We start from the raw sequence: 21094 nt of genomic DNA, 5'->3' as shown, positions 1-21094 counted from the left end.
CAAACAGACGAAAACTAGACGAAAACTATTTATTTATAAGTTTATAAACAAGTCTTACACGGCGTTTATAATCACCCCCTACGAAGACTCCGTCAGGCGGATCCCGAACACATCGCACGCGCCGCACGGAACGCTGGAGAGGAAAGACATGCGTCATATCACCGCGCATATTTCGATTTGGAACAAACTTGGCTGGATCGGCATCATCTGCTATCTCGTGTTCGCCATGGCAACGCCGGAAGTGCTTACCGGCGCGAACAAGTGGGTGGGCTTGAGCATGGCGTTGCTGTGCGCGGCATTGATCTCGCTGCCTTGGCGCAAACCGCTCAACGTGGCCGCCATGACCGGTCTGATGGCGTGGATCGTCATCACGCGCGCGGTTCCGGGGTTCGAAGCGCTGCAGCGCAATCCCGTATGGCTGCTCGTGGGCCTGGCCTGCGCGATCGCAAGCTGCTGGGACACGGATCCGGCCAGCGAAGAGGAAGAGAACGAGCTCGACCCGGATCTCGCGCGTTCATTGCAGGCGATGGGCTGACGCCGGTCACCCGACGATCGACATATGGGGCGTCAGTCCGATGCGACCTGACGGTTGGCATCGAACTGACGCCCCATTCGTCAAAACAGCGCGTCCTGCGCGAACCCGTCATCGTCTCCATCAACGGGCTTTGACATACGGTCACGGAAAGCGGAAACACCTTCGCGGGCCAATACGCCGGCGGCCAACGCCGATTCCGACCGCAATCGCCCATCCAATCGAACCGCGTCCGGCGACACCAGGAACATACGCTCGTTGACTCCTTGCAGATACAGGCCATCGAGGCTTTCCACACGAGACAACGCCACATACCCCATGCCAGGTGCGAACGTGCGCCGCAGATCCATCACGGCACGGTCCAACGTCATGCCCTGCGATTTGTGGATGGTGATGGCCCATGCGCAACGCAGCGGCACCTGTTTGACCGTCGCCAGCACGGTGTCGCCGTCCTGCATTTCCCAGGAAGCCGGCTTCATGGTGACGATGTTGCCGTTTTCGAATTCGACGATGGGCCAGCCGCCTTTCGATTGGTCCGCAAAGCCACGCACGGTTCCCAGCGATCCGTTGACGAACTGGCGGTCGGGGTCGTTGCGCACCGCCATCACCGCAGCTCCCGTCTTGAGCAGCAGCCGTTCCGGAGCGAGCATATTGCGTTTCATCCGTTCCACCATGGCGGCCGCGCCGGAGGATTCGGCGAGATACTCGTGCGGTCCCTCCTTGATTTCGAACAGACGCAGATCGTTGAGCGCGTCCGCCTGCCTGTTGACGGGAAACAGATTCACCGCCTGCTGCCCCGGCTCCGGCAGCACGCCGAGTCTGGTCAGCAGGATGTCACGGTCAGCGTCGTCCACGGCGCCATCACGGATGTCGGTCAGCACGTTCAGCAGTTTGCCGTCATCCTGACGATGCTGTTCGGTCAGATAGCAGATGACGGGGTCGAGTTCCCGCCATACCAGCGATTCGGTGACGAAGCCCTCCGGATTGAGACCGGCCTTGGCGTACCGCTCCCGACTGGCCAGGAATTCGGGTCCCGGAGCAATCAGGTCGTTGTTGCGCCCAGATACGGAGACGGGAGGCAATTGGAAGAAATCACCGGAAAGCACCACTTGCAGACCGCCGAACGGACGTTCATCGCGACGGATGATGCGGCAGACCTGGTCAACCATGTCGAACAACCATGCGTGCAGCATGGAGACCTCGTCGATGATGAGGATGTCAGCCTCACGCAACTTGCGTTTGCGACGTGTGCGGACGGTTTTGATCAGGCTGTCGGTCAGCGCGGTGGCCAGTCCTACACCACTCCAGGAATGGATGGTGGTGCCGTTGATGTGCGTGGCCGCGATGCCCGTGGACGCGGTGACGGACACGGAGGCGCCATCGGCACGTGCCTGACGTATGAATTCGTTGAGCACATACGTCTTGCCCGCACCGGGCGCGCCCGTCAGAAACACGTTCACGCCGGAACCCAGAATCGCAAGCGCCTCGCTTTGCCTCATACCGTGTCCCCTTTCCCTTATCCACACCCATGCGGACGCGATCGCACCGGCGACAGGTCAGACGATCAGCCTGTCCAGAACCTTGAGCACGCCATGATCGACGTTCGATGGAGCGATGTAACGTGCGGCGGATTTCAGGTCGGGATGCGCGTTGCCCATGGCGAACGACCAATCGCCGGTGCCAAGCATCAACGCGTCATTCAAATAATCGCCGAATACGGCGGTCTGCGCGGACGTGACGCCAAGCGCACGCTGCAATGCCTTCACACCCTGCATTTTGTCGGTTTCGGCGTTCATAATGTCGACCCACAGTTTGCCGGAGACGACCACCTGATAGTCCGTACGCAGATGCGTGAGATGCTCGTCGGTGAAACGTTCGGCATCGTCAAGGTCGAGCACCGCGAGTTTCAATATTATTTCGGCGTCGCCGCCCGGCTTGTAGGCAGACGGTTCCTGGGCGACGTCCAGCACCGCGTGCAGATCATCCACAATGCGCAGCGCCGCGTAATACTTGCTCACCTCGTCGATGAACGGTTTGTCGGTACGTTGCACGTAGGCCGACTTGAGACCGCAGACCACCAAGCCCACATTACTGCCGGACGCCGCGGCAGCATCGATCAGGTCGATGACGTGCCGTGTGACGTCCAGGTCGATGCCGTGCACCTCCACGACCTTGCCATCAAGCGCCACCACATTGCCGTTCTCGGCGATGTAGGAAAGCTCTTCCCCGCCAAGCAGTTGCGCGGCCTTGTCCGCGAACATGCCACGCAACGTGGCATACTGGCGTCCGGAAGCAGGGACGAATTCGACGCCGCGGCTCTTGAGACGGGCAAGCGTCGGCCAGAATCCGTCCGGAATCTCACTCCGTCCGTCAAGCAGGGTGCCGTCCATGTCGGCGACCACAAGACGGATGTCCTGCGGCTGGCTGATGGTGGTCCAATCGGCTGCGGTCATGCCGCTCCCTTCGTGCAATCGTCCGATTTCCACGGACATCGTATTCGATGAAGAATCAGTCCTTGTTGAGCAGGCTGGTGCGCTGGATGTCCGCAGCGATAGCCTTCGCCTCGGCCTCGTCCGGTCCCGGCACCGGGGCCATGAACGCCTTGCGGTAATAGCGCAGCTCGTCAAGCGATTCGATGATGTCGGCGAGCGCGCGGTGGCCGCCGTTCTTCGGCGGACGGTTGAGGTACACGGCCGGATACCAGCGGCGCGCAAGCTCCTTGAAGGTGCTCACGTCGATGGTGCGGTAATGCAGGTTCTCCATGAGGTCCGGCATGTAATGGTCGAGGAACTTCTTGTCGGAGCCGATGGTGTTGCCCGCGAGCAGGGGCTTGACGCCATCCGGGGTGAACCGCTTGACGTATTCGATGACCTTGGTCTGCGCCTCGTCGAGGCTCAGACCGTTCTCCCACTCGTTGATCAGTCCGGAACGGGTGTGCATGGCGCGCACGAAATCGTTCATATGGTCGACGGCCTTCTGGCTGGGCTTGATTACGTAGTCGACACCTTCGTCGAGCACGTTCAGGTCGAAGTCGGTCGGCACCACGGACACTTCGACGAGCTCGTCGCCGCCGAAGATGTCCAATCCGGTCATCTCGCAATCGATCCAGATCAGGCGCGAGCCTGCGGACGTGTATGTTTCGCCATCATGTGCATCTACCATCGTTGCCTCGTTTCGGTTTGGGTTCCTCGCCCCACGTTCTTTTGCGCGGGCCGAACATACGAAGATACCGCGAGGTAGGTACGTGATTCCCGGCAGGTGGCGCGAAAAACGGGAAGTCCCGTTCCACAGCTCCTGCCATGGGACGGGACTTCACTCGATCGGACCGTCGTCCGAACACTCACTGGCGGCCGGAGTAGTTCGGCGCTTCGGCGGTCATGACGATGTCGTGCGGGTGGGATTCACGCAGACCAGCATCGGTGATGCGGATGAACTTGCCACGTTCCGGCATTTCGGCGATGTTGTGGGCGCCGATGTAGAACATGGACTGGTGCAGGCCGCCGATCATCTGGTAGAGCACGGCGTTGAGCGCGCCGCGGTACGGCACTTCGCCTTCGACGCCTTCCGGAACGACCTTGTCGTTGGACGTGACGTCGGCCTGGAAGTAGCGGTCCTTGGAGTAGGACTTCTTGCCGCGCGGAGCCATGGCTCCAAGGGAGCCCATGCCACGGTACAGCTTGTACTGCTTGCCGTGCAGAAGCACCTTCTCGCCCGGAGCCTCCTCGCAGCCGGCAAGCACGCCGCCGAGCATCACGGAGGATGCGCCGGCGACCAGAGCCTTGGCGATGTCTCCGGAGTAGTGGATGCCACCGTCGGCGATGCACGGCACGCCCGCCGCGCGGCAGGCCTGAGCCGCCTCGTACACGGCGGTGAGCTGCGGGACGCCGACGCCGGCGACCACGCGGGTGGTGCAGATGGAGCCCGGTCCGACACCGACCTTGACAGCGTCAACACCGGCGTCGATCATGGCCTGCGCACCCTGACGGGTGGCGACGTTACCGCCGATGATGTCCACTCCGTCGAACGCGGAGTCGGACTTAAGGCGACGGATCATATCGAGGGCGAGCTTGGCCTCGCCATTGGCGGTGTCGACCACGAGCACGTCGACACCGGCCTCCATCAGAGCGGAGGCACGGTTGTAGGCGTCGCCGAGGAAGCCGATGCCGGCGGCGACACGCAGACGGCCCTGCTCGTCCTTGGTGGCGTCCGGATACTGTTCGGTCTTGACGAAGTCCTTGACGGTGATCAGGCCGGTCAGGTGGCCTTCGGCGTCGACCAACGGCAGCTTCTCGACCTTGTGCTTGGCCAGCAGGTCGTGGGCGTCCTCCTTGGAGATGTTGGACGGGCCGGTGATGAGGTTCTCGCGGGTCATCACTTCGGAGACCTTCAGACGGTCGTAATCCTCGGAAGCGATGAAACGCATGTCGCGGTTGGTGATGATGCCGACGAGCTTGTTGTCCTTGTCCACGACCGGCAGTCCGGAGATGTGGAAGCGACCGCACAGCTTGTCGAGATCGGCCAGGGTCACGTCCGGGCTCACGGTGAGCGGATCGTTGATCATGCCGGATTCGGAACGCTTGACGATGTCGACCTGTGCGGCCTGGTCATCGATGGAGAGGTTGCGGTGCAGCACGCCGATGCCGCCGTTACGAGCCATGGCGATGGCCATGTCGGACTCGGTGACGGTGTCCATGGCCGCGGAGATGGCCGGGACCTTCATCGTGATGTTGCGGGTGAGATGAGTGGTGGTGTCCACTTCGGACGGAATGACATCCGTCTCGTTCGGCAGCAGCAGCACATCGTCATATGCGAGGCCAAGCTGGGCGAAAATAGGAGGAAGTGGGGCGAACGTGGAATCTGCATTCATATCAGGAATTGTAGCCATAGACCCACTATATGAACGTGGGCTGACTTACTGCGACACGGCGCGAAAAGCCGAAATTATCAATCGTAATAAAAGCTGCTTATATCGTTTGGCAAAGCGTTTCATCAGTTTTTCTTGCGATTGCGCCGGACGGACAATCAGCGTCCACCGCGCGTTTTGTCGCCGCGCGCGCGTCCGACCGACGCGTGTTGCGCATCGGTTCCGGAGATTGCGTTTTCCTCACGGATTTCGGGAATGCGGTGTTTCAGATACGGGTACATCGTGGCGACCGTCAGCAGCGCCGCCGCAATGAGGAAGCCAATCAGCACATACTGCGCTTTGAAGAACAGAATCATGATCGAGCCGAATGCGATCAGCGACGCCCACCCCCAGAGAATCAGCACCGCGCCCTGCACGGTGTGTCCGATGCGTAGCATGCGGTGGTGCAGGTGCATGCGGTCCGGATGCATCGGCGACTGTCCTTTGCTCAGACGCCGCACAATCGCCAGACACATGTCGAGGATCGGCAGGAACAGCACCAGCATCGGCAGCAAAATCGGCATGAATACCGGCAGGTAGATACTGGCATGGATGGAAGCCGGGTCGAGACGGCCCGTCATGACGATCGACGCGCAGGTGATCAGATAGCCGAGCAGCATGGAGCCGGAATCGCCCATGAACAGTTTCGCGGGATGCCAGTTGTGCAGCAGGAAGCCAACGCACATGCCCACCATGGCTATGTCGATCAGCGTGGCCATGGATGCATACGATGGCGAATTTCGCGCGATGATATACGAATAGATGGCGAAGGCGATGCCGCCGATCGCCACGATGCCCGATGCGAGGCCATCCAAGCCGTCCACGAAATTGACGGCGTTGATGGACGCGACGATCAGGAACGCCGTGATGGCCATGGACAGGCTCGGTGACGCGGTGACAAGCGAGCCCAACGGCAACGAGATGATCTGCAGTCCGCCCCATGCCACGAAAACGGAGATGAGCAGCTGACCGGCGAGCTTGAGCATCCAGTCAAGATCCCACAGGTCATCGGCCATGCCGAGCAGGCTGATCATGATGGCTCCGGCGAGAATCACCCACGCCTGATGCGATTGGGTGAACAACCCTTCGATGAACGGGATGTGCGAAGCGAACAGCATGGCCACGGTGAAGCCGATAAGCATGCCCAATCCACCCATACGCGGTGTCGGAACGGTATGCACGTCACGCGCGCGCACTTCTCCGACGGCGCCGATCTCGATGGCGATATGCCGGATCAGCGGGGTGAGCAGGTAGGTTACGCCGCCTGCGATCGCGGCAATGAACAGGTAGATTCTCATACGCCCAATGCACCGCCGTTCAATGTCAAAGCCTTGCGGATGACCGGCTCGCGGATCACTCCCTCCCGAAGAATCACAATGCCGTCACGCTCATGCGGATCGGCTCCGACCACCGTGGACGCCACATGACCGGGCGTCGCGCCTCCGTCCAGATACAGGTCCACCGCGTCGCCGAGCGCCTCCTTGGCCTCCTGGACCGTCTGCGCGCTTTCCTCGCCGGAACGGTTGGCGCTGGTCGCGGCCAATGGTCCCGTGGCGCGCAGGACACGCAACGCGACCGCGGAATTGGGGATGCGCACGCCCTGTGTGGACCTGCCGCTCACCGGATCGCGCCGCACGGTGGCGAGCGAGCAATCATCCTCCGCTTCGGCTATCGGCGAAAAAGCGCCCGGCATGAACATGGCAGCCAGTCGATTCAACGGCACGGGCAATGTCAGATGCAGCTTCTCCATGCTTTCAATCGATGGCAGCAGCACCTGCAACGACTTGTATTTCGGGCGCTTCTTGGCTTCGAAGACCTTGCGAATCGCCTCGATATTACGCGGATCGCAGGCAACGCCGTACACGGTGTCCGTGGGAATGACCACCAATCCGCCATCATGGATGATTTCAACGGCCCGGGCAAGGGATTCGTCGTTTATCGTGCAAATCTCGCTCATGACACCTCCCTTTCAGCCAATCAACTCACCTATTGTACGGCATGGCCCATGGCGCCCCTCGTGCCGCGGAAACGCCCATCCCCGGTACAGGGCAAACGAAACGGGCATGATACCTGATGTATCATGCCCGTTTCCATGTCGAAACTCCCCCGATGCCAAGCGGCCCAAGGCAATGGCTACGCGCCCAGATACGCCTTGCGCACCTGTTCGTTGTTGAGCAGCTCCTTGGCGTCGCCTTCCATGGTGATGCGGCCGGTTTCCAGCACATACGCACGGTCGGCGATTGACAGCGCCATCTTGGCGTTCTGCTCGACCAGCAGCACCGTGATACCCTGCTCGTGCAGCTTACGGATGATGGAGAAGATCTCCTTGACGAGCTTCGGCGACAGGCCCATGGACGGTTCGTCCATGAGGATCGTCTTCGGATGGCTCATGAGAGCGCGGCCCATGGCGAGCATCTGCTGCTCGCCGCCGGACAGCGTGCCGGCCTTCTGGTTGCGGCGTTCCTTCAGACGCGGGAACAGGCCGTAGACCATGTCGAGGTCCTTCTTGATGTCGGACTGGTCCTTCAGGCTGAACGCGCCCATCTCGAGGTTCTCCTCGACGCCCATGCGCGTGAAGACGTGACGGCCCTCCGGAATGTGCGCCATGCCAAGGGTCACGATCTTGTTGCTGTGCGTCTTGAGCAGGTCGACGCCGTTGTACATGACGGAACCGGACTTCGCCGGCACCAGACCGGTGATAGTGTGCAGCGTGGTGGTCTTGCCGGCGCCGTTCGCGCCGATCAGGGACACGATCTCGCCGTCGTTCACGGTGAAGCTGATGTCCTTGACGGCTTCGATGGCACCGTACGAAACGGAAAGGTTCTTGACTTCCAGCATCAGGCCTCCTCCTCGCTTTCGTCATCGTCATCATCGGAACCCAGATATGCGGAGATGACCTGCGGATTGTTGGCGATCTCCTCCGGCGTGCCAGATGCGATGGTGCGTCCGTAATCAAGCACCTGGATGCGCTGGCAGACGTTCATCACCAGGCTCATGTCATGTTCGATCAACAGGATGGCGATGCCGAAACGGTCGCGGATGGTGTTGATGCAGTTGAGCAGGTCCTCGGTTTCCGTAGGATTCATGCCGGCGGCCGGCTCATCGAGCAGCAACAGCTTCATGCCAGTGGCAAGAGCACGGGCGATTTCCAGCTTGCGCTGCGCACCGTACGGCAGGTTCGCGGCCTCGGTTTCCGCCAAGCCCTCAAGCCCGAAGATCTTGAGCAGATCGATGGCCTTGGCATGCATCTCGCGTTCCTGCTTCCAGAATTTCGGAGTGCGGAAGATCGCGCCACCCATATGGTAGCTGAACGATTCGTTGAACGCGACCAGCACGTTCTCCTCGACGGTCATCTGTCCGAACAGGCGGATGTTCTGGAAGGTTCTGGCGATTCCAGCGCGTACCACCTGATACGTCTTCTTGCCGTTCATGCGTTCGCCGTCCAGGAAGAACTCGCCTTCCGTGGGCTGGTACACGCCGGTCAGCAGGTTGAACACGGTGGTCTTGCCGGCGCCGTTCGGTCCGATCAGACCGATGAGCTCGCCGGAGTTGATGGTCATGTTGAAGTCGGATACGGCCTTCAGGCCTCCGAAGGTGATGCCGAGATGCTCGGCCCTGAGGATTGGCTCGCTCATGCCTTCGCCTCCTTGGTCTTGGTGGCCTTTTCGGCGCTCTTGCCGGCCTTCACGGCCTTCTCGGACTTGCCGTCGGTCCCGTCCTGCTTGGACTTGCCGTGCTCCTTGACCTTCACCGGATAGAACAGCTTGTTGATGACCTTGGTCAGGGAGAACTCCCAGTTGCCGAAGATGCCCTGCGGACGGAAGATCATGATGAGCACCAGAGCCACCGAATACACCAGCATGCGGTAGCTGGAGAATGCACGGAGCAGTTCCGGAAGAATCGTCAGGCCGATGGCGGAGACGATGGAACCGGTCAGGGAGCCCATACCACCAAACACGACCATGATCACGTAGTTGATCGACTGCAGCCAGCCGGCCATGGCCGGGTTGAGCGAGCCGATATACTGCGCGAAGATGCCGCCTGCGATGCCCGCGAAGAACGCGGAGATGGCGAAGACGAGCACCTTCATGTAGGTGATGTTGATGCCGGATGCGCTTGCCGCGATCTCATCGTCGCGGATGGCCTTGACGGCACGTCCGTAACGGGAGCGGGCGAACATGAACAGCAACACCACGGTGACGACGGTAATCCAGAACACGACGTACAGGTTGGCGAGTCGGTCGATGCCGATCAGCGCCTGTCCCGCGGCTCCCTTGTCAAGGCCCATGCCGCCGGCGACCTTCAGGTTCTGGATGATCACACGGATGATCTCGCCGAAGCCGAGCGTGATGATCGCCAGATAATCGCCATGCAGACGCAGGGCGGGGATGCCGACCAGCACGCCGAAGACGCAGGCGACCACACCGCCGACGAGGGTAGTGAACAGGAATCGCAGGGTCGGATCCATTGCAACGCCGTTGGCGACGAGCAGCTTGCTCATCAGAGCAGCGCTGTACGCACCGATTGCCTCGAAGCCGCAGCAGCCCAGCGTGAGCTGTCCAAGCACGCCGATGGTGAGGTTCAGCGAGGTGGTCATGATGATGGCGATGCAGCAGGTCATCATGATGCCCTTGATGTAGGCGTTGACCAGACCGGATTCACACACGCCCATCAGGATGCCGAACAGCGCGACCACGCCGATCGCGCAGATCAGATAGGACTGTTTGATGGAAAGCATTGATTTCTTCATAGGGTCACACCTTCTCGGTTTCCGGTTCGCCCATCAGGCCGGACGGCTTGACCAGGAGCACGATGATGAGGATGCCGAACACGATGGCGTCGGAGAACGCGGACGTGATGATACCGCCGGTGATGGTGCCGATGTACGCCTTGGTCAGGCTTTCGACCACGCCGATCACCAGACCGCCGACCATAGCGCCCGGGATGGAGCCGATGCCACCGAGCACGGCCGCGACGAAGGCCTTCAGGCCCAGCATCGCGCCCATCATCGGGGACACCTGCGGATAGGAGACGCAGTACATCAGCGATGCGACCGCCGCGAGGCCCGAACCGATGGCAAACGTGAGCGTGATGGTGGAGTTCACGTTGATGCCCATCAGAATCGAGGCTTCCTTGTCTTCGGAGACGGCGCGCATGGCCTTGCCCTGCTTGGTGTAGGTGACGAACAGCTGCAGCGCGACCATGATGATCACGCCAAGCACGATGGTGATGATGGTGGCGCCATCAATCTTCAGCTTGCCGATCGACAACGTCGGAATCTGGATGATGGTGGGGACGGTCTGGTAGTCGGCGCCGAAGATGGCCTGGGAGCCGTTCTCCAGCAGCAGGCTCATTGCGATTGCGGTGATGAGGGCCGTCATGCTGTTGCCCTTCTCACGCACCGGCTTGTATGCGGCCCTCTCCACGATGACGCCTACCGCCACGCACATGAGGATCGCGGGAATGACGGCCACCCATGCGGGCAGGCCGAAGGCGACAATCGCCGGAATGGTAAGCATCAGCACGTAGGAGCCGACCATGATGAAATCGCCGTGCGCGAAGTTGATCAGACGGATGATGCCGTAGACCATGGTGTAGCCGAGTGCCACGAGCGAGTACACGCTGCCGATTTTCAGACCATTGAAGATCTGGCTGATGAACATGATGATCTGATTGCCCATCACTCCTCCTTTCAAAGTTTGGTTGGCATCGGGCGGCTTGGCCCGATGAATCATGAATGATTATGAATGAATGTGGATGAATCCGCCTTGATACGCGAAAGGGAGAGAACCGGTTTCCCGATTCCCTCCTCTTACGTGTTCAGGCTTTCAAAATCCTGTCTCCAAGCGGTTGGAAATCACTTGGACGGCTGGATGGTGGTCTTGTACTCCGGCTTGCCGTCCTTGAGCTCAAGCACGACGACGGACTTCTTCGGGGAGCCCTTCTTGTCGAGCGTGAAGTTGCCGGTCACGCCTTCGAAGCTCATGCCGGCGATGGCGTTGCGCACGCCTTCGCGGGTGGCGTTCTTGCCGGACTTCTCGATGGCCTGCTTCATCATGTACACGGAGTCGTAGCCCAGTGCGGTGAAGGTGTTCGGATCGGCGTTCTTGTTGGCCTTCTTGTAGGACTTGATGAAGTCCTGCACCTTGGCGTTGGAGGTGTCGTCCGGAGAGTAGTGGGTGGTGTAGAGCACCTTGTTGTACAGCGACTTGTCGTCGGTCATCTTCAGGCCGTCGTAGCCGTCAGGACCCATCACATAGCCCTTGTAGCCGACGGAGCGGGCCTGCGGGATGATGTACGGGCCAGCGACGGAGTAGTAGTACGGAGCGTACAGGAACTCGGCGCCAGCGGCCTGGATCTTCTGCAGCTGGGAGGAGTACTCGGTGTCGTCGGCGCTGGAGGAGTTCTCTTCGGCCACGACGTCAAGGCCGGCCTTCTTGGCGGCAGCGGCGAAGGCCTTGCCCACGCCGGAGGAGTACGGATCGCCGGTGCCGTACAGCACGGCGACCTTCTTGACCTTCAGGGTCTCGGCTGCGAACTTGGCAGCGATCTCACCCTGGTAGGAGTCCTTGAAGCAGGTGCGGAACATGTAGCCACCGGTCTCGATGGAGTCGGAGGTGGCGGCCGGTGCGATGGCCGGCAGCTTGGACTGGTCGGCCAGCGGAGCCACGGCCGCGGTGGTGGAGGAGATGGTCGGGCCGACCACGCCGAGCACGCTGTTGTCGCCGGCGAGCTTGTTGAAGGCGTTGGAGGCTTCGGTGGCGTCGCCCTTGTCGTCCATGGACTCGAGCTTGACCTTCTTGCCGTTGATGCCGCCCTTGGCGTTGATCTCATCCACAGCCAGCTTGAAGCCGGCGACCTCGGCCTCGCCGTATGCGGCGGCGGTGCCGGAGTTGGTGGTGACGGAGCCCAGCGTGATGGTGTCGCTGTTGGCCGCGCTACCGTTGGAGCTGCTGGAATCGTCCATGCTGCCGCCGGAGCAGGCAGCGAGGGACATCGACATTGCGCCTGCCGCGATCAGGGCGACGCACTTGGCGGAGAACTTCGCGTTCATTCCGTTCTTCCTCTTTTCTTGAAAACGCTGCACATTCCTTTCAACACGCACCTTGGAAAAAATCATGTTCATCTCAAACCCCGTGCGCGGAACCACGGCGACCACTCATGACGGACGCCCGTTCTCTCTCTGTGCATTCCGATTGTTCTTTATAGCCTGACGGACGGCGGCCTGCATAAAATGTTCTTATAGTGAGACTCAACTTCTGGTTATATCCCCGTCAGCATGGCGCAAAAGAATATAAGTTACTGTGCCGGCTGTTTTTCCGCCGTCAGATAACGTGGCCGTCCGGTGTAGTCGTTATGCACGGTAACGTCGACGAAGCCGCAGGTTCGTGCGAAGGCGGCAAGCCGCTCCCCCTGCGTGATGTCGTGCTCCATCACCATAAGTCCACCCGCACGAAGCAGTTTCGCCGCGCGTGCGATGATGCGTTCCGGAATGAGCGTGCCATCCGCCGAACCGCCGTATAGCGCCAGATCGGGATCATAATCGCGCACTTCCGGCTGTTCGGGAATGTCGGCAAGCGGCACGTACGGCGGATTGGTGAGCACGATGTCGATGGTGCCGTCAAGTTGGCTTAGCGTCGGCATTTGCGTGGCGTCGGCGATGTCCAGATGATAATTGCCGGCGATTGCGGAATACCGTTTCGCGGTCTCGTCGAGGTTGCGCCGCGTCCACTCGGCGGTCGTAGCGCTTTTCTCGACGGCCCACACCTCGCTGCCCGGCACTTCCGAAGCGAAGGCGAGGCCGATCGCACCGCTGCCGGCGCACAGATCGACCACTTTGGCGCGGTACATGCCGTTTCTGGTGGCCCAGTCGACGCCTTCCTGCACGACCAGTTCGGTTTCCGGACGTGGAATGAACACGCCTGGACCGACTTTCAAATCAAGGTAGCGAAACGGCGCGTGGCCGGTGATGTGCTGCAACGGCTCGCGTTTGACACGACGGGCCAGCATGGTCTGGAAACGTTCCATCGCCGGTTCCGCGTCTTCTTTTTCGGCCAGACGTTCGACGCCATCGCCCATGAGCATGGCTTTGTCCACGTGCTGCAGGTCCGTGCGGAACGCTTCGGCGAGCAGCAGTTTGGCGTCGTGCTGCGGAGTGTCGACGCCCGCCGCACGTAGTTCGTCCGCGGCGGAACGCACCGTTTCGAATACCGTCGCCACCCAATCGCCTTACTTCTGGTTGGCGAGACGATCGGCTTCGTCCGCCTGGATGTCGCTGTCGATCACGGCCTGCAGATCGCCGTCAAGCACGGCGTCGAGGTTGTACGCCTTGTAGTTCGTGCGATGGTCGACGATGCGGTTCTCCGGGAAGTTGTACGTGCGGATACGTTCCGAACGGTCCAGCGAGCGCACCTGGGAATGGCGCATATCGGCGGCCTCGGCGGCCTCCTGCTCGTGTTTCATGGCCAGCAGGCGGCTCTTCAGAACGCGCAGTGCCGCCGCGCGGTTTTGGATCTGGCTCTTCTCGTCCTGCATGTTCACGGTGATGCCGGTGGGGATGTGCGTCATGCGGACCGCGGAATACGTGGTGTTCACGGACTGTCCGCCGGGACCGGAGCTCATGAAGATGTCGATTTTGAGGTCTTTCGGATCGATTTCGATTTCATCGTCGTCCTCGTCGGCTTCCGGGAAGACGATCACGCCGGCGGCGGAAGTCTGGATACGTCCCTGCGATTCGGTGACGGGGATGCGCTGCACGCGGTGCACGCCGCCTTCGTACTTGAGGGAAGCCCACACGCCGTCCTCCGGCGCCGGAGTGCCTTTGGCGCGGATGGCCAGCTGCACGTCCTTGACGCCACCCAGCTCGGTGGTGTTCTCGCTTTGCACGGTGACCGACCAGCCGCGCTTTTCCGCGTATCGCATGTACATACGCAGCAGGTCGCCGGCGAACAGCGCCGCTTCCTCACCACCGGTGCCGGCCTTGATCTCCATGATCGTGTCACGCGCGTCATCGGGGTCACGCGGAATCAGCGCGGTGCGCAGCTTCTCCTCGACCGCCGGCAGCTCGCCTTCAAGGCGCTTGGCCTCCTCGGCGAAGTCGGAATCCTCGGAAGCCATTTCGCGCGCCGCGTCCAAATCGTCCTTCACCTGCCTGTAGGCGGTGTATGCGGAGACGATGGCTTCCAATTCCGCATGCCGGCGGCCCAGCTTGCGCATCTTGTCCGGGTCGGAAGCGACGTCCGGCTCGGCCATCCGTTGTTCGATATTGTGGTATTCCTCAAGCGCGGTGACCGCCGCGGGGAACTGTTCGTCTGCCAATGTAAGCCTTTTCTTCGTGTCTGCGCTTCAGCGGAACACTCATCGCTGAACCTTACTCAACCTGTCCATCATATAAGGTGGCGGGGAAGTGCGATCCGTGGCGGACGAATCGCCGATAAAAAAACGCCGGCCCGACCGGACCGACGTTTTCATTGCCTAAGCAATAAGACTCACTTGGCCTTCTTGCCGTAACGCTTCTCGAAGCGAGCCACACGGCCACCGGTGTCGAGGATCTTCTGCTTGCCGGTGTAGAACGGGTGGCAGTTGGAGCACACGTCGACGGTCATGTGATCGCCGTTGTGGGTGGAACGGGTGACGAAGGTGTTGCCGCAAGAGCAGGTGACCTGCACTGCGTGGTAATCAGGATGGATACCCTGCTTCATAGTTTGTCTCCTAGAGATTCGGGGGACCCGGGTCGCCGCACCCCGATGGCATGGCGTGAACCGGATAACCTTTGGGAGTATAGGAGATGGCCGGGACACCGGTTTCTCCCCATCGCGCGTGGCGAAACCGGCCAACCCGCCGCCGAACCGCGCGGGAAAGCCGAAAAAACGAGAAAACGCGGCGCACGCACGACGGCATGGTTTCACATGGGAAGATGCGCATGAAAAAGGACCCGCCGTTCCGGCAGGTCCCGCATGTGCCCTCGCTGGGACTTGAACCCAGGACAAACACCTTATAAGGGTGCTGCTCTAACCGACTGAGCTACGAGGGCAACAGGGACAGTGTATCCCAACCTCGGAATATTGGCGGAGGCCGTCTCCGTTTTTCGCACAACACGCGCGCAAATCGCTATTTATAAGTTTATAAATAACATGCTGACCTATTAGTTACATCAATGAACGATACATCGCAAACACGTTCCGTTCACACCATTTCACCGATGAAAGGACATCCATGCGCTACGGCCATTTCGACGACGCGGCAAAGGAATATGTGATTGAGACCCCGGCCACCCCGCTGCCGTGGATCAACTACCTCGGCAACGAGGACTTCTTCTCCCTGATCTCCAACACCGGCGGCGGCTACTCCTTCTACAAGGACGCCAAGCTGCGCCGCATCACCCGTTATCGTTACAACAACGTTCCGGCCGACAATGGCTCCCGCTGCTACTACCTGAGCCTGATGGATTCCGACGCGGCCGACGCCAAGCCGGTCGAGACCTGGTCCCCCACCTTCCTGCCATGCAAGACCCCGCTCGACTCCTACAAGTGCCGCCAGGGCATCGGCTACACCGTGTTCGAAGCCGCCAAGAACGGCATCGAATCCAAGCTCACCGCGTTCGTGCCGCTGCACACCCACGCCGAGATCAACCGTCTTGATGTGACCAACACCACCGGCAAGCCGGTCGTCATCGACGTGACCGGCTCCGTGGAATGGTGCCTGTGGAACGCCGTGGACGATTCCTCCAACTTCCAGCGCAACCTGTCCACCGGCGAAGTGGAGATCGAACGTGAGGCGGACGCCACGCTGCTGTACCACAAGACCGAGTTCAAGGAGCGCCGCAACCACTACGCCTTCTATGCCGTGAACTCCCCCGTCGTCGGCTTCGACACCAGCCGCGACGAATTCCTCGGCCAGTTCAACGGCTGGGACACCCCGCAGGTCATCGCCGAAGGCAAGGCCCACGATTCCGTGGCGCATGGCTGGTTCCCGATCGCGGCCAACCGCGTGCGTCTGACCCTCCAGCCCGGCGAGACCAAGTCTCTGGTCTTCGTGCTCGGCTACATCGAGGTCGCCAAGGACCAGAAGTGGGAGGATCCGAACGATCCGGCCAAGGTCGGCATCATCAACAAGAAGCCGGCGCACGAGCTGTTCCGCCGCTTCGCCAACGTCGAGCAGGTCGAAGCCGCGTTGAAGGAGCTGAATTCCTACTGGACGGAGCTACTGAGCACCTACAGCGTCGAATCCGGCGACGAGAAGCTCGACCGCATGGTCAACATCTGGCACCAGTACCAGTGCATGGTCACGTTCAACATGTCCCGCTCCGCCTCCTATTACGAGTCCGGCATGGGACGCGGCATGGGCTTCCGCGATTCCAACCAGGATCTGCTCGGCTTCGTGCACCTTATTCCGGGCCGCGCGCGCCAGCGCATCATCGACATCGCCTCCACCCAGATGGAAGACGGCTCCGCATGGCACCAGTACCAGCCGCTCACCAAGAAGGGCAACGCGGACATCGGCGGAGGCTTCAACGACGACCCGCTGTGGCTGGTGGCCAGCACCTACGCCTACCTCGCCGAGACCGGCGACGCGAGCATCCTGACCGAGCCGGTGCCGTTCAACAACGTCGAAGGCTCCGAGGTGCCGCTGCTCGAGCACCTGCGCCGCTCCGTGAACTTCACCATCACGCACAAGGGCCCGCACGGACTGCCGCTGATCGGCCGCGCCGACTGGAACGACTGCCTGAACCTCAACTGCTTCTCCGACACCCCGGGCGAAAGCTTCCAGACCGTGGAGAACAACGACACGGGCGTCGCGGAATCCGTGTTCATCGGCGGCATGTTCGTGCTCTACGGCGGACAGTACGCCGACATCCTCGAGCACTATGGCAAGCTCGCCGGCATGACCGACGCCGACGTGGCCAAGGAGGCGGCCAGCACGCGTGCGGAAATCGGACAGGTCTCCGAAGCGGTCAAGACGGCCGGCTGGAATGGCGAGTGGTTCGTGCGCGCCTACGACGCCTACTCGCGCAAGGTCGGCACACACGAGGACACCGAAGGCCAGATCTACATCGAGCCGCAGGGCATGTGCGTGATGGCCGGCATCGGCCTGGACGACGGCAAGGCCCAGCAGGCCCTGAAGTCCGTCAAGGACCGTCTGACCTGCGATTGGGGCACCGCCATCCTCGCCCCCGCCTACTCCACCTACCGCATCGAGCTCGGCGAGATCTCCTCCTACCCGCGCGGATACAAGGAGAACGGCGGCATCTTCTGCCACAACAACCCGTGGATCTCCATCGCCAACGCCCTCGCCGGCAACGACGACGAGGCCTTCGCCGTCTACCAGCGCAACTGCCCGGCCTACGTGGAGGACAAGTCCGACGTGCGTAAGGTGGAGCCGTACGTGTACTGCCAGATGGTCGCCGGCCCCGAGGCGGCCACCCCGGGCGAAGGCAAGAACTCCTGGCTGACCGGCACCGCCGCATGGACCTTCGTGGACGTGTCGCAGTACCTGCTGGGCGTCCGTCCGACGCTCGACGGCCTGGCCATCGAGCCGCATCTGCCGGAACGCTTCACCGAACTGGTGGTGACCCGCGTGTTCCGCGGAACCACCTACCGTATCCATATGAAGCGCACCGGCGAACGCACGGTGAGCGTCGACGGCAAGCAGCTGGACGGCAATGTCGTGCCGGCCCAGGAATCGAACAGCAGCGTGGAAGTTGAAGTCACGTTCTGATAATCCACCGCGCGAGCGTCGTGGCGGGCACCCGAAACGGCGCCTGTCCGCCACGACGCTCGCATAATGTTCGTACCCATGCGCATAGCATGGAAGTCTCCATGCGGCGCACCCGCGCCGCCGAAAGGATAGACCAATGAAGTACTTTGAAGATGAGATTCCCGGCATCGACGGCAGCCATGCCAAATTCGTCGGATATTGCCTCGATAACAGCGAGGAGATCGTTCCCGACCGTGTGCGCCCATCCGTGCTGGTGATTCCTGGCGGCGGCTATGAGATGACCTCCGACCGCGAGGCCGAACCGATCGCCATGCAATTCCTTGCAGCCGGATACAACGCCTTCGTGCTGCGCTACTCCGTCAAGCCCTCCGTGTTCCCCGTCGCGCTGCTGGAAGCCGCCGAGGCGATGAAGCGCATCCGCGACCATGCCGCCGAATGGCATGTGGACGCCGATGCGATCGCCGTGATCGGATTCTCCGCGGGCGGCCATCTCGCCGCCAACCTTGCGACCAGCGCAAGCGACGACGTGATCGCCGCGCACGGCTACGATCCGGACTATGTGCGTCCGAATGGCCTGATGCTCTCCTACCCGGTGATCACCTCCGGCCCTCTCGCGCACCGCGGCAGCTTCGACGCGCTGCTCGGCGACAGAAAGGACGACAAGGAGGCACTCGACGCCGTCTCCATCGAGAAGCACATCGATGCCAAGACCCCGCCGGTCTTCGTCTGGCACACGCTCCCCGACGGCTGCGTGCCGTGCGAGAACACGCTGATGCTCATCGACGCCTGCAAGAAGGCCGGAGTGAGCATCGAGGCGCACCTGTTCCCCGAAGGCGGCCACGGCCTGGCTCTGGGCAATGCCGAAACGGCATGGCAGGGCGTGAACGGCATCGAACCATGCGTGCAGGCATGGCCGAAGCTCGCGATCGACTGGATGCGCAGGACGTTCGCAAAGTGATCGCGACGGCGGGTGATCGTCGGACATTCCGATAATCACCCGCCGGAGTACAGTAAGGACGATACCCCAGACACCGACTTTTTCGAAGGAGACCGAATGAGCGTCGCGGCATGGAACCGGTTTCTGCAGGAGCAGGACAACTGGCCTGCGGCTTCCCGGGTCAACAGCCCGACCCCGTACGCCGTCCAGGCACGCAATGCCCTGGCCGGCAAGACCTTCGAAAAGAAGAAGCGCATGAGCCAGGAGGAGCGCCACCTGCAGATTCTTCAGGCCGCGGTCAAGATCCTCGCCACCAAGGGATTCTGGGGCATGAGCCTGCAGGACATCGCCGACGAGATCGGCATCACCGAAGCCGCGCTCTACCATTACATCTCGTCGAAGGACGACCTGCTCAACATGGTGTTGTCGGAATGCTACGACACCCCTGATGCGGACGAGTACAACGCGGTGACCGCGGGTGTCACGGACAGCGACGGCCATCGCGTGTATTTCTATCCTCGCTACTGTCTGAACATCGCGCTGTACAACCTGCAGCGGCCCGAACTGGTACAGCTGTACTCCGTGCTCAACGGCGAGGCGCTCAGCCCGACGCATCCCGCGCACAGCTTCTTCATCGGCCGCCACATGCGCAATTGGGAGATGATCGGCTCGATGAACTGGGTCCTGCCGCCGGACGTGGATGAGGAACGCTTCTACGACCTATACACCTTGGCGATGAGCGCGATGGACGGCCTGCAGTACCGTTGGCTCGGCGACGACTCGTTGAACCTGCTCGAGGAATGGATTTCGATCTCCGACATCATCTTCCCACCGAGCGAATGGGCCGGATACACCGATCCGAGCGAATACGACCCAGCGCCGGATCATTGTCTACTGCCGATGACGCTTTCCGCACGTCAGCAGATGGCCTGAGGATCCTCTTCCGAATCCGGCCGCATGATTCGGACGGCGCCGTCCGAATCACATCGCGAGCCACGCAGGCCGCGACGATGGCCACACCATCCGCGAATCAGCGGATCGGCACCTGCTCCAGCCCTTCGACTTCGGTTTCGAACGCGTAGTAGGCTCCGATCAGGCCAGCGTTGTTGGTATGACGGCAACGCTTCACGGACGTGCGGAAATCGGCCCACTGCGGAATCCCGTCAAGAGCCGCATTGACCATCGGCAGGATCTGCTGCTCCCTGCAGATGCCGCCACCCAGCAATATGCATTCCGGATCGGCGATGGCCGCGATGTTGAAGACCGCGATGGCCAGGTAATCGATCCACTTGTCCACGATGGCGCGGACGCGCGGCTCGTCAAGCCTGCGGAACAAGGAGGCCGGAACGATGGATCCCGTCGGCACGTCGAATTCCTTGGAATAATCCTCCGCGAGCACGATGGTCGACAGGTAGTCCTGCATGGTCAGGAATCCGCCGGTCTCGTAGTTCGGGATCATCATGCCGAGCTCGCCCGCGCGCCAATCCTTGCCGCGGCGGATCTTACCGTCCAGGAACAACGCGCCACCCACGCCACTGTCGATGGTGATCAGCGCGAAATCGTCGAGCTTGACGGCGTTGCCGGAAAGCTTCTCCGCCATGGCGGCGCAGTTGGCGTCGTTTTCCATCCACGTGGGCACCGGATCGTCGAGGTATTCCTGCAACTCCTTGCCGATCTCATGCTTGTACAGCATGCCCAACGCGCCGGCGGTCACGGCCAGCTGCTTGCTGACGTCGATGAATCCCGGCACGCTGATGGCGATGCCGTCAAGCTGGCAACGCTGGTTGTTGGCGATGTGGGCGAGCGCCTGATAGAAGGATTCCACGCTGTCGACCGGCGTCGCGATGGTACCGGGAATCCCCATGCGCCCGTCCTCAAACACCACATAGCGTGTGAAGAATGTTCCGATCTCGAATGCAAGTATGTGCTTCGACGCTGCCATATCGCTATCTAACCTGTCTTTAATAGAAGTCAAATCTTGATACAGTATAGCGTTCATCGGCGC

19 protein-coding genes and 1 tRNA gene are annotated in these 21094 nt (G+C 61.2%); 4 read left to right on the top strand and 16 right to left on the bottom strand.

Annotated elements, in window-relative coordinates:
* Positions 1-148: 148 nt before the first annotated feature.
* A complete protein-coding gene (locus tag AC1ATL_RS02740) occupies positions 149-535 on the top strand; it encodes a hypothetical protein (RefSeq protein WP_476568230.1) in 387 nt (128 codons plus the stop codon).
* Positions 536-615: 80 nt separating this feature from the next.
* On the opposite strand, the gene AC1ATL_RS02735 is transcribed toward AC1ATL_RS02740, so the two are convergent.
* The 15 genes from AC1ATL_RS02735 to AC1ATL_RS02665 all read right to left on the bottom strand — a co-directional run bounded on the left by AC1ATL_RS02735 (position 616) and on the right by AC1ATL_RS02665 (position 15468).
* Complete coding sequence (locus AC1ATL_RS02735) at positions 616-2031, bottom strand: PIF1 family DEAD/DEAH box helicase (protein WP_476568228.1); 1416 nt, start codon at positions 2029-2031, stop codon at positions 616-618.
* Between the two features lie 57 nt (positions 2032-2088).
* A complete protein-coding gene (locus AC1ATL_RS02730; protein ID WP_476568226.1) occupies positions 2089-2985 on the bottom strand; it encodes a Cof-type HAD-IIB family hydrolase in 897 nt (298 codons plus the stop codon).
* A gap of 55 nt (positions 2986-3040) precedes the next feature.
* Positions 3041-3694: an oligoribonuclease gene (orn, locus tag AC1ATL_RS02725; RefSeq protein ID WP_476568224.1), complete on the bottom strand. Its 654-nt coding sequence runs from the start codon at positions 3692-3694 to the stop codon at positions 3041-3043.
* A gap of 178 nt (positions 3695-3872) precedes the next feature.
* Positions 3873-5417 (bottom strand): IMP dehydrogenase, encoded by a 1545-nt coding sequence (guaB, locus tag AC1ATL_RS02720; RefSeq protein WP_288267708.1) that lies wholly within the window; start codon positions 5415-5417, stop codon positions 3873-3875.
* 137 nt (positions 5418-5554) lie between these two features.
* A complete protein-coding gene (locus tag AC1ATL_RS02715; RefSeq protein WP_476568222.1) occupies positions 5555-6733 on the bottom strand; it encodes an MraY family glycosyltransferase in 1179 nt (392 codons plus the stop codon).
* Entirely contained in the window at positions 6730-7392 is a 663-nt protein-coding gene (locus tag AC1ATL_RS02710) for an L-threonylcarbamoyladenylate synthase (RefSeq protein WP_476568220.1), read from the bottom strand. The genes AC1ATL_RS02715 and AC1ATL_RS02710 overlap by 4 nt, the downstream gene beginning before the upstream one ends.
* Before the next feature lie 176 nt (positions 7393-7568).
* On the bottom strand, positions 7569-8273 hold the full coding sequence (locus AC1ATL_RS02705; protein WP_026646275.1) for an ABC transporter ATP-binding protein: 705 nt from the start codon (positions 8271-8273) through the stop codon (positions 7569-7571).
* Positions 8273-9070, bottom strand: coding sequence for an ABC transporter ATP-binding protein (locus AC1ATL_RS02700; RefSeq protein ID WP_476568217.1), 798 nt, complete (start codon positions 9068-9070; stop codon positions 8273-8275). The genes AC1ATL_RS02705 and AC1ATL_RS02700 overlap by 1 nt, the downstream gene beginning before the upstream one ends.
* Positions 9067-10185, bottom strand: a complete 1119-nt coding sequence (locus tag AC1ATL_RS02695; RefSeq protein WP_476568215.1) for a branched-chain amino acid ABC transporter permease — start codon at positions 10183-10185, stop codon at positions 9067-9069. Before AC1ATL_RS02695 ends, AC1ATL_RS02700 begins: the two co-directional genes overlap by 4 nt.
* 4 nt (positions 10186-10189) lie before the next feature.
* Positions 10190-11116, bottom strand: a complete 927-nt coding sequence (locus AC1ATL_RS02690) for a branched-chain amino acid ABC transporter permease (protein ID WP_026646272.1) — start codon at positions 11114-11116, stop codon at positions 10190-10192.
* Positions 11117-11292: 176 nt separating this feature from the next.
* A complete protein-coding gene (locus AC1ATL_RS02685) occupies positions 11293-12489 on the bottom strand; it encodes an ABC transporter substrate-binding protein (RefSeq protein ID WP_476568213.1) in 1197 nt (398 codons plus the stop codon).
* Between the two features lie 245 nt (positions 12490-12734).
* Positions 12735-13655, bottom strand: a complete 921-nt coding sequence (prmC, locus tag AC1ATL_RS02680; protein WP_085345831.1) for a peptide chain release factor N(5)-glutamine methyltransferase — start codon at positions 13653-13655, stop codon at positions 12735-12737.
* 9 nt (positions 13656-13664) lie between these two features.
* Positions 13665-14753 carry a peptide chain release factor 1 gene (gene prfA / locus AC1ATL_RS02675; protein WP_476568210.1) on the bottom strand — a complete coding sequence of 363 codons (1089 nt, stop codon included), beginning with the start codon at positions 14751-14753 and terminating at the stop codon, positions 13665-13667.
* 170 nt (positions 14754-14923) lie between these two features.
* On the bottom strand, positions 14924-15136 hold the full coding sequence (rpmE, locus tag AC1ATL_RS02670) for a 50S ribosomal protein L31 (protein ID WP_476568208.1): 213 nt from the start codon (positions 15134-15136) through the stop codon (positions 14924-14926).
* 258 nt (positions 15137-15394) lie between these two features.
* Positions 15395-15468, bottom strand: a tRNA-Ile gene (locus tag AC1ATL_RS02665).
* Positions 15469-15650: 182 nt separating this feature from the next.
* On the opposite strand from AC1ATL_RS02665, the gene AC1ATL_RS02660 reads away from it, so the two are divergent.
* From AC1ATL_RS02660 to AC1ATL_RS02650, 3 genes are all read left to right on the top strand, one after another.
* Positions 15651-18152: a glycoside hydrolase family 94 protein gene (locus AC1ATL_RS02660; RefSeq protein ID WP_476568206.1), complete on the top strand. Its 2502-nt coding sequence runs from the start codon at positions 15651-15653 to the stop codon at positions 18150-18152.
* Positions 18153-18288: 136 nt separating this feature from the next.
* Positions 18289-19110 (top strand): alpha/beta hydrolase, encoded by an 822-nt coding sequence (locus AC1ATL_RS02655; protein WP_476568204.1) that lies wholly within the window; start codon positions 18289-18291, stop codon positions 19108-19110.
* A 96-nt stretch (positions 19111-19206) separates the two neighbouring features.
* Positions 19207-20022, top strand: a complete 816-nt coding sequence (locus tag AC1ATL_RS02650) for a TetR/AcrR family transcriptional regulator (protein WP_476568202.1) — start codon at positions 19207-19209, stop codon at positions 20020-20022.
* A 97-nt stretch (positions 20023-20119) separates the two neighbouring features.
* On the opposite strand, the gene AC1ATL_RS02645 is transcribed toward AC1ATL_RS02650, so the two are convergent.
* Entirely contained in the window at positions 20120-20953 is an 834-nt protein-coding gene (locus AC1ATL_RS02645) for an ROK family protein (RefSeq protein ID WP_476568200.1), read from the bottom strand.
* Between the last annotated feature and the right edge of the window lie 141 nt (positions 20954-21094).

Source organism: Bifidobacterium sp. LH_743, from assembly GCF_056355775.1.
Note: the sequence above shows the minus strand (reverse complement) of the source record. Positions and strands in the feature narration are given on the sequence as shown.